We start from the raw sequence: 8,654 nt of genomic DNA, 5'->3' as shown, positions 1-8,654 counted from the left end.
GGGCCGGCAGCAAGATCTGCCGTCTGGCTCGCCTGTGCCGGCTTCGACAACCCCTTCCCCCCAGCCCCCTCCCGCGAGGGGAGGGGGAACTCGGTTGGGTGCAGGCGCGAGGCAGCCGATGACCACCCTCCGCTACGACGACCCGGACTGGTGCGAGCGGGAGTACAACCCGCGGGTCACGGTGCCGGACATCGCCACCGTGTTCGGCCGCTGGCTGGAGACCGCGGCGGCCACAAGGGCGCGGCTGCCGCACCGGGCCGGCATCGCCTATGGCGCCGACCCGCGCGAGACGCTGGACCTGTTCCGCGCCGACCGGCCGCGCGGCGCCGTGGTGTTCATCCATGGCGGCTACTGGCGCGCCTCCTCGAAGGACGAGGTGTCCTGGGCGGCCGCTTCGCTGGTGCCGGCCGGCTTCACCACGGTGGTGCTGAACTATCCGCTGTGCCCGCAGACAACGGTCGCCGGCATCGCCGAAAGCTGCCGCCGCGCCATCGCCTTCGCCTGGACGACGCCGCTGGACGAGGCCGAGCGGAAATGCCTGATCGTCAGCGGCCATTCCGCCGGCGGCTATCTCACCGCCGCGATGCTGGCGACGGACTGGGCGGTGCGCGGGCTGCCTTCCGCGCCCTTCGCCGGCGGTCTGTCGATCTCCGGCGTGTTCGACCTGCGGCCGCTGCTGCGCACCAGCATGAACGAGCTGATCCGACTGACGCCGGAGCAGGCCTCGGGCTGGAGCCTGCACGAGGCGCCGCAGCCGGCGCCCGGCGTGCCGCTGGAGCTGCTGGTCGGCGGCGACGAGCCGGCGGAGTTCCACCGCCAGTCGGCGCTGATGGCGGCGGCTTGGCCGGGCCTGGCCCGGTCGCCGATCGCGGTTCCGGGCACGCATCATTTCAACGTGGTCGAGCAGATCGGCCATCACGGCACTCCGGTCTTCGACGCCGTGCTGCGGCTGGCGCAGAGCCGATGACCATCGACCGCGCCCACTGCGAGGCCCTCGACCGCGACGACCCGCTGCGTCCCTGCCGCGACCGCTTCACCCTGCCGGACGGCGTGCTCTATTTCGACGGCAACTCGCTCGGCGCCCTGCCGCGCGGCGTGGCCGAACGGGTCGGGGCAACGGTGGCGGAGGAATGGGGGCGGGGCCTGATCCGCTCCTGGAACAGCGCCGGCTGGTACGCCTCGCCGCAACGCGCTGGGGCGAAGACGGCGCAGCTGATCGGCGCCGCGGCGCATGAGGTCACGGTCACCGACGCGATCTCGATCAACCTGTTCAAGCTGCTGGTCGCCGCCTGCCGGATGCGGCCGGACCGCAAGGTCATCGTGGCCGAGGCCGGCAACTTTCCTTCCGACCTCTATGTCGTCGACAGCGTCGCCCGGCTGATGGGCTGCAGCGTCCGCCGCGTCCTGGCCGGGCAGGTGGCGGCGGCGATCGACGGCGACACCGCGGTCGCCACCCTGTCCGAGGTCAATTTCAAGAGCGCCGAGCGCCAGGACATGGCGGCGGTGACCGCGGCCGCCCATGGCAAGGGCGCGCTGATCCTGTGGGACCTGGCGCATTCCAGCGGCGCGGTCGATGTGCAACTGAACCGGGCCGGCGCCGATTTCGCTATCGGCTGCGGCTACAAGTTCCTCAATGGCGGGCCGGGGGCGCCCGGTCATCTCTTCGTCGCCGAACGGCACCTGGCGGCGGTGGACCAGCCCCTGACCGGCTGGTTCGGCCATGCCGAGCCCTTCGCCTTCACCGAGGAGTTCGCCCGGGCCGAGGGCATCCGCCGGATGTTGTGCTCGACCCCGCCGATGCTGTCGATGGCGGCCTATGAGGCGGCGCTCGACGCCTATGACGGCGTCACCATGGCAGCGGTCGAGGCCAAGGCGCGGGCCATGGGCGACCTGCTGATCGCGCTGTTCGACGAGCGGCTGGAGCGGCTCGGCTGCCGGCTGGAGAGCCCGCGCGACGGCACCCGGCGCGGCAGCCATGTCTCGATCGGCCACGACCAGGGCTATGCTGTGATGCAGGCGCTGATCGCCCGCGGCGTGATCGGTGACTTCCGGGCGCCGGACGTGATGCGCTTCGGCCTGACCCCGCTCTATCTCGGCTACGCCGATGTGTTCGACGCGGTGGCGGCGGTGGAGCAGGTGATCGCGGACCGGGTGTTTGAGGCGCCGGAGTTCCAGCGGCGCCAAACGGTGACGTGAAGCAGGAGAACGGTTCCCGCCGATACCCTGTTATCTGTCATCCCCGGGCTTGACTCGGGGATCCAGGAAATCTCGATGCCGCTCCCGAGGGCTCCTGGATTGCCGGGTCAAGCCCGGCGATGACAATTAAGGGAAGTGCGTCCTACCCCTCCGGCTCGAGCCAGCCGCGGTAGCGGACGATCAGGCCGGCCCAGGGGTGGCGGATCTCGACATGGAAGCGGAACCGCCCCTCCGCCGCGGTCTCCCAGGCCTCACCGCCCGGGGCGAGGGCCAGCGGCATCGGCAGGCCCAGCAGGCTCCAGCACCGCACCACCAGGCGCAGCCGGTCGCCGTCCAGCACCAGCGCCAGACCGACCCGCACCGGGCCGAAGCGCTCCTCCAGCAGTCCCTCGGACCGGCCGCGCCCGGCCTGCTGGGTGCTGGAGAAGGACCGGCCGGAGAAGCGGCGCTGCCAGGTCTCGACGCCGTCGCGGACGCGGAACGTCACCGCGACCGGCACGTCATGCCCGGCCGAGGGGAAGCCGATCAGCGCCGCCACCAGCCGGGCCGTCAAGCCGGTACCGCGCTCGACCTCGGCCCGGCCGGCGACCCGCTTGTCTCCAGAGAGGTCATGCATCGCCCGCACCGGCTCCGGCAGGCCTGCCCAGGCCGTGCCGAGCATGCGGTGATACAGCGGCTGCCGCGCCGTCTCCGCCGTGACCTCGCGGCGGCCATGGACGATCGCCCGCCCGGCGAAGAGCGGCTGGTAATCCGCCAGCTCCAGCGCCTCCGTGGCGGCCCGCGCTCCCGGCGCCGGGCGCAGGTCCCGCAGCCGGAGCAGGATCACCGCGGCGGCGGCCATGGAGGGGATCAGCGGCCCGTCATCGCCCTCCGCCAGCATGTGCCAGGACCGCTCCACCGGCTGTCCGTCGGCATCGCGGCCGTGGACGATGACGATCATGCCGCCGCGATGCTCGCCCCGGCGCAGCCGGTTGATGGCGGTGTGGAATAGCGGCGCCAGCGGCCGGAGGGTCGAGATCAGGCCGATCCGAACCAGCCGGGCCAGGGCGTTGAGGCCGCGATGCAGCACTGCCGGCACCGGGCCGGCGCCGATCCAGATCTCGCGCAGCCCCGGCCACAGCGCCGGCAGCAGCCGCAGGTCGGGCACGTCGACCAGGGAGAAGCGGGTGCGGCGCAGCGGCAGCCGGCCCGGCGGCGCGACGGTCCAGTACCGGGTCTCGACCAGCGCCCGGCCGGTGGCGGGCGCACCGCCGCGCGTCAGCCGCACCTCCTGCCCGGCATAGGAGGCGATGGCGCGGATCACGTTCAGCCCGACCCCGGCATAGGGCGAGGGGGCGATGCCGCCCTCTATGCTGTCGACCCGGTCCAGGCCCCGGGCGAGGTGCCGGACCACCGCCGCGGTCAGCACCGGGAAGCTGCTGACGCCGGACAGCACGGCCACGCCGCGCCTCCGGGCGGCCTCGTCGAAACGGCCGATGCCTTCGACGAAATCGGCGCCGTCGGCCAAGTCGAGATAGTCGGCGCCGGCGGCGATGCAGGCCTCGACCACCCGATAGGGCGCATCGCCATAGGCCTGGAACGGACCGGTGGCGTCGACCACGATCGCCGCCCCGACGGCGGCGATCCGCGCGGCATCGGCGGCGTCGCGGTCGAAGGCCAGCGGCACCGCCTCAGCCGCGCCGTCCAGGGCCCGGCAGAACGCCTCCGCCTTCGCCTGCGACCGGCCGGCGATCAGCAGGGTCAGCCCCGGTTCCGGCGCCAGCAGCCGGGCCAGCCGGCCGCCGAAGGTGCCGTATCCGCCGAGGATGAGGACCCGCAGCCGGCCATCGGTCATGTCAGGAAGCGGTCCTCCTGCCCCGGCACCGGCAGCATGCAGCTGTCGCGGCGGCCGAACAGGCGGAAGCGGTTGCGGGCCAGCAGGCCGTACAGCCGCTCGCGCCAGCCGAAGGGCAGCACCAGCAGCGCCGCCGCCAGCGACCAGGGGAAGCCCAGCCGCAGCGCGGTGCGGATCACGCTTTCCGATTTCAGCCAGGCGACGCCGTCGGCCAGCAGAATGTTGGTCTCGTAATCCTCGGGGTCGAGGCCGAAATGGACATACAGCGCGCGGCCGGTCGGGGATTGCGCCGGCAGCAGCCGGAACCGTTTCGCCGTGTCGTGCCGGGCGATGAACCGGGCCCAGCCGGAGCACAGCATGCAATGCCCGTCGAACACGATCACCGGCCGGTCGTCCGGGAAAGACGGCACCGCCGGATCCTGCCGCCAACTGTAGGGATCGCGCCTGATCATACCGCTCCGGCCCGCTTGGTTGCTGCCGGGAGACCAGCCTAGGGCATCACCGAGAGCCGCGCGCTGCGGCGGATTGTCGGCGGATCGCGGCGGGGCGGCCTGGACGACGCGGCGGACCGCACCAGTTATCCCTTGATCCGGGGCGGGAGGGCAGGTCGACTGTCCCCAAGGATCGACAGGGAGGAGCGCATGGCGACGTCGCTGGCGGAGCAGTTCCGCCTGATGGCCCGCAACAACGCCTGGGCCAATTCCCGGCTGCACGCCGCCTGCCTGCGGCTGTCGCCGGAGGAGTTCGCGGCGCCGCGCACCGGCTTCTTCCCGTCGCTGCGGCGGACCCTGAACCACATCCTGGTGGTCGACCGCGCCTATCTGGCCGACCTCAAGGGCCCCGGCCGGCGGCACGGGGTTGACCCGATTCCCTATCCCGACGCGATCGACCTGGCCGCGGCCCAGGCCGAAACCGACCGCGAGCTGGTGCGCTTCTGCGACGGGCTCGACGAGGCGGGGCTGGACCGGGTGGTGGCAATCGACCGTCGCGACGGCATCGCCCATCGCGAGACCGTCACCGCCATCCTGTCGCATCTGTTCCAGCACCAGATCCACCACCGCGGCCAGGCCCACGCCATGCTGTCCGCCACCCGGGTGGCGCCGCCGCAGCTGGACGAGTTCTTCCTCGCCTCCGACGCGCCGCGGCGGGATGCGGAGCTGAAGCGGCTGGGGCTGGAGCTGCGATCGTGAGAGGCGCACTCCTCTGCCTGGCCGCGGTGCTGCTGCCGGCCGGTGGCTGCGCCCAGGCCGGACCGGCCGCAAAGCCGGTCCAGCAACAGGCCGACCGCAGGATCACCCGCGGCGACGAAGGCGCGATCCGGGACAAGGTCAGGCAGTGCTGGACGTCGGTCCTCAGGGCCAGCCGATGTCGAAGGTGGCGCTCCGCGTGGTCCGGGTGAATCCGGACGGCACCGTGTCTCCTGGCGCCGTCGCCGTCATCGATGACGGCGGCAACCCGCAATGGGCGGTGGCCGCCCGCCGCGCGGTCCTGAACCCGCTGTGCCAGCCCTGGCCGAGGCCGAGCGGCGGCTGGCCGGACAGCAGCTTCATTCTGGTGTTCGATCCGAAGAATATGTTCTGAGCCGGAGAGGCCGGGATCTCCGGCCTCTCCATGCCTGCCTAGGAGATGCGGCGCAGCTCTTCCTGCGGATGCGCCTCTTCACGCGGCGCCGGGCCCGGCTTGATCTCCTCGCCGATGGTCTTGAACGGCTCGGGTTCGCCGCCCGTCAGTTGCTTGAGGACCTCTCGCCACAGATCGGTCTTCTTCTTCGGGAGCGGCGGAGGATCCGGGACCCGGGTCACCACCGGTCCGGCCCCCACGCTGTCGATCGCGTCACGGAAGCTCATCGCTTTCTCCCCATGCTGATTGCGACCGGCCGGACGGGTGTTCGCCGGCCCGCCCTGTCCTTCGCGGGGAGATCGGGATTGTTACCGGGAGCGAGGGAAGAGAGGCTTATGAAGGATCCGGCGTGGTCTCGCCTCGCCCGAGCTGCGCGTCGACCAGCGCCTCGGCGGCCCAGACGATGGCGTGGCCGGGGCCGCCGCGGCCGCGCAGGGTCTGGCTGATCGCATAGGCCCCCTCGACCAGCAGCACCAGCCCGTCGGCCAGCGTCTGCGGGTCGGGCGCGCCCAGCGCCTCGGCCAGCCGCAGCATCCGGCGGCGCAGCTCGCGCTTGTTCTCCTCCGATACCCGGCGGCCGGGATGGCTCGGCTCCGGAAACTCGGTGGCGTCGTTGGTGAAAGGGCAGCCGCGATAGTCCGGCGCGGTGGTGCGGTCGGCCAGGTATTCCATCATCGCCCGCAGCTGTGCCCGCGGGTCGCCCTCATGCTTGGCGAAGGCGCGGTCCCAGCGCCGCCAGTAATCGGCGTTGCGGTCCGCGAGATAGGCGACGATCAGGTCGTCCTTCGACGGGAAGGCGCGGTACAGGCTGATCTTGGCCACCCCCGCCTCCTTGGCGATGGCGTCGACCCCGACCGCGCGGATGCCCTGGCGATAGAACAGCTCGTCGGCGACCGCGAAGATCCGGTCGCGCGCCCGCTTCGGCGCCGTGCCGTCCGGCGCCGCGGCTTCCCGGGTCGTCTTCGATTCCGCCATCGTCCCACCTCTCGGGCTTGACATGTGACCGACCGGTTCGTACGTCTTGGCAGCCGACGAACCGATCGGTTACATTTGGGCCGGATCGAAGCCGTTGTCCAGCCGCAACGGACCATCCGCCGAAGCTGTAGGGAACCCGTCGATGACCGCCCTCGTCGCGCGCCTGGTGTCGGGCCGCATGCATTTCGGTTGGATCGCGGCCGCGGTCGCCTTCCTGGTCCTGCTCGCCGCCGCGGGCGTCCGGGCTACGCCCAGCGTGCTGATCGTGCCGCTGGAACAGTCCTTCGGCTGGAGCCGCGAGACCATTTCCTTCGCCATCGGCGTCAACATCTTTCTGTACGGGCTGATGGGACCCTTCGCCGCTGCGGCGATGCAGCGCTTCGGCATCCGCCCCGTCATCATCTTCGCCTTGGCGTTGCTGGCCGTCGCCGTCTCCGGTTCCACCCTGATCACGCAGGAATGGCAGTTGGTGCTGACCTGGGGCCTGCTGGTCGGCTTCGGCAGCGGCATCGCCGCCATGGTGTTCGGCGCCACCATCGTCAACCGCTGGTTCCAGGAGCGGCGCGGCCTGGTCATGGGCCTCCTGACCGCCAGTACCGCCACCGGCTCCCTCGTGTTCCTGCCAATCCTGGCCGCAGTGGCGGAGGATTTCGGCTGGCAGCCGGTGGCCTGGGTGGTCGCCGTCGTGGTCGCCGCGATGATCCCGCTCGTCTTCCTGCTGCTGCCGGAGCGGCCGCAGGATGTCGGCCTGTCGCGGCTGGGCGAGGCGCCGGGCGCCGCCCCTGCCGCCGCCACCGGCAACCCGATCCTCACCGCCTTCCGCATCCTCGGCCGGGCCTCGAGGAAGCGCGACTTCTGGCTCCTGGCCGGCAGCTTCTTCGTCTGCGGCCTGACCACCAACGGGCTGATCGGCACCCATCTGATCTCCGCCTGCATCGACCAGGGCATCCCGGCCACCACCGGGGCCGCCCTCCTGGCCGCCATGGGCATCTTCGACCTAATCGGCACCACCGCCTCGGGCTGGCTGTCCGACCGCTATTCCAGCCGCTGGCTGCTGTTCTGGTATTACGGGCTGCGCGGCCTGTCGCTGATCTACCTGCCGTTCTCCGGCTTCTCCTTCTACGGCCTGTCGGTGTTCGCGGTGTTCTACGGTCTGGACTGGATCGCCACCGTGCCGCCGACGCTGAAGCTGACCAACGACGCCTTCGGCAAGGACGATGCGCCGGTGGTGTTCGGCTGGATCGCCGCCTCGCACCAGGTCGGCGCCGCCACCGCCGCCTTCGGCGCCGGCGTGATCCGCACCGCCATGGACGGCTATCTGCTGGCCTTCCTGATCGCCGGCGTGATCTGCGTCGGCGCCGCCTTCATGGTGCTGGCGATCGGCCGCGGGCAGCGCCCGGCCGCCGGCCGGCTGGTCGAGGCGACCGCCTGATCGGAAGGCCTGACCGGGGCGGGGAAGCCCTGCCCCGGCGGTTCCGGGGGTGGTCATCGGCGCGCCGGCGCGGCAGTCTCTCCGCAACGAATCGCGATCCTGGAGAGGCTTCATGGCGGACAACTGCGCCCAGGCGATCATCGACGCCTTCACCCGCAGCGGCGTGGACACCGCCTTCGGCATCCCCGGCGTGCACACGCTGGAGCTGTACCGCGCCCTCGGCCGCAACGGGCTGCGCCATGTCGCCGTGCGGCACGAGCAGGGGGCCGCCTTCATGGCCGACGGCCATGCCCGGGCCAGCGGCCGCCCGGCGATCTGCGTGCTGATCACCGGCCCCGGCCTGCTGAACGCCGCCACCGGCATCGGCCAGGCCTATTCCGACAGCGTGCCGATGGTGGTGCTGTCCACCGTCAACGCCCGCCGCGATCTCGGCCTCGGCCGCGGCGAGCTGCACGAGATGCGCAACCAGCGCCTGGCGATGGAGGGGCTGGTCGCCTCCGCCCTCACCGTGGTCGACCCGTCCCAGGCCCGCGCCGTGGCCGATCTCAGCCTGGCGCGGATGACTCTGGGCCGGCCGCGCCCGGTCTATATCGAGCT

Annotated in this window: 10 protein-coding genes; 6 read left to right on the top strand and 4 right to left on the bottom strand. The window is 71.8% G+C overall.

What is annotated here, in order from left to right:
- Positions 1-118 precede the first annotated feature (118 nt).
- Both P409_RS18850 and kynU read left to right on the top strand, forming a co-directional pair.
- Positions 119-967 (top strand): alpha/beta hydrolase, encoded by an 849-nt coding sequence (locus P409_RS18850; protein WP_034841356.1) that lies wholly within the window; start codon positions 119-121, stop codon positions 965-967.
- Positions 964-2,196 (top strand): kynureninase, encoded by a 1,233-nt coding sequence (kynU, locus tag P409_RS18845; protein WP_034841352.1) that lies wholly within the window; start codon positions 964-966, stop codon positions 2,194-2,196. The genes P409_RS18850 and kynU overlap by 4 nt, the downstream gene beginning before the upstream one ends.
- 142 nt (positions 2,197-2,338) lie before the next feature.
- Here the strand turns inward: kynU and P409_RS18840 are convergent, their stop codons facing one another.
- Together P409_RS18840 and P409_RS18835 are read right to left on the bottom strand one after the other, a co-directional pair.
- Positions 2,339-4,030 (bottom strand): SDR family oxidoreductase, encoded by a 1,692-nt coding sequence (locus tag P409_RS18840; protein WP_034841347.1) that lies wholly within the window; start codon positions 4,028-4,030, stop codon positions 2,339-2,341.
- Positions 4,027-4,440, bottom strand: a complete 414-nt coding sequence (locus P409_RS18835) for a thiol-disulfide oxidoreductase DCC family protein (RefSeq protein WP_202964721.1) — start codon at positions 4,438-4,440, stop codon at positions 4,027-4,029. Before P409_RS18835 ends, P409_RS18840 begins: the two co-directional genes overlap by 4 nt.
- A gap of 231 nt (positions 4,441-4,671) precedes the next feature.
- On the opposite strand from P409_RS18835, the gene P409_RS18830 reads away from it, so the two are divergent.
- On the top strand, positions 4,672-5,220 hold the full coding sequence (locus P409_RS18830; protein WP_034841342.1) for a DinB family protein: 549 nt from the start codon (positions 4,672-4,674) through the stop codon (positions 5,218-5,220).
- A gap of 145 nt (positions 5,221-5,365) precedes the next feature.
- The gene (locus P409_RS18825) at positions 5,366-5,611 is read left to right on the top strand and encodes a hypothetical protein (protein ID WP_034841338.1); all 246 of its coding nucleotides are present in this window, start codon (positions 5,366-5,368) and stop codon (positions 5,609-5,611) included.
- A gap of 38 nt (positions 5,612-5,649) precedes the next feature.
- Here the strand turns inward: P409_RS18825 and P409_RS18820 are convergent, their stop codons facing one another.
- Together P409_RS18820 and P409_RS18815 are read right to left on the bottom strand one after the other, a co-directional pair.
- The gene (locus tag P409_RS18820) at positions 5,650-5,877 is read right to left on the bottom strand and encodes a hypothetical protein (RefSeq protein ID WP_034841333.1); all 228 of its coding nucleotides are present in this window, start codon (positions 5,875-5,877) and stop codon (positions 5,650-5,652) included.
- Positions 5,878-5,983: 106 nt separating this feature from the next.
- The gene (locus P409_RS18815; protein WP_034841329.1) at positions 5,984-6,625 is read right to left on the bottom strand and encodes a TetR/AcrR family transcriptional regulator; all 642 of its coding nucleotides are present in this window, start codon (positions 6,623-6,625) and stop codon (positions 5,984-5,986) included.
- 142 nt (positions 6,626-6,767) lie between these two features.
- Between P409_RS18815 and P409_RS18810 the strand changes: the two genes are divergently transcribed.
- On the top strand, positions 6,768-8,057 hold the full coding sequence (locus P409_RS18810; RefSeq protein ID WP_034841324.1) for an MFS transporter: 1,290 nt from the start codon (positions 6,768-6,770) through the stop codon (positions 8,055-8,057).
- Between the two features lie 112 nt (positions 8,058-8,169).
- The coding region (locus P409_RS18805) for a thiamine pyrophosphate-binding protein (RefSeq protein WP_034841317.1) at positions 8,170-8,654 on the top strand (485 nt) is incomplete at its 3' end.

Source organism: Inquilinus limosus MP06 (assembly GCF_000767795.1).
GTDB classification, from domain to species: Bacteria; Pseudomonadota; Alphaproteobacteria; order DSM-16000; family Inquilinaceae; genus Inquilinus; species Inquilinus limosus_E.
Note: the sequence above shows the minus strand (reverse complement) of the source record. Positions and strands in the feature narration are given on the sequence as shown.

Bases quoted from the DNA above. Each gene is read 5' to 3' on its own strand.
- P409_RS18850 (WP_034841356.1), top strand. From the start codon at position 119: ATGACCACCCTCCGCTACGACGACCCGGACTGGTGCGAGCGGGAGTAC.
- kynU (WP_034841352.1), top strand. From the start codon at position 964: ATGACCATCGACCGCGCCCACTGCGAGGCCCTCGACCGCGACGACCCG.
- P409_RS18840 (WP_034841347.1), bottom strand. From the start codon at position 4,030: ATGACCGATGGCCGGCTGCGGGTCCTCATCCTCGGCGGATACGGCACC.
- P409_RS18830 (WP_034841342.1), top strand. From the start codon at position 4,672: ATGGCGACGTCGCTGGCGGAGCAGTTCCGCCTGATGGCCCGCAACAAC.
- P409_RS18820 (WP_034841333.1), bottom strand. From the start codon at position 5,877: ATGAGCTTCCGTGACGCGATCGACAGCGTGGGGGCCGGACCGGTGGTG.
- P409_RS18815 (WP_034841329.1), bottom strand. From the start codon at position 6,625: ATGGCGGAATCGAAGACGACCCGGGAAGCCGCGGCGCCGGACGGCACG.
- P409_RS18810 (WP_034841324.1), top strand. From the start codon at position 6,768: ATGACCGCCCTCGTCGCGCGCCTGGTGTCGGGCCGCATGCATTTCGGT.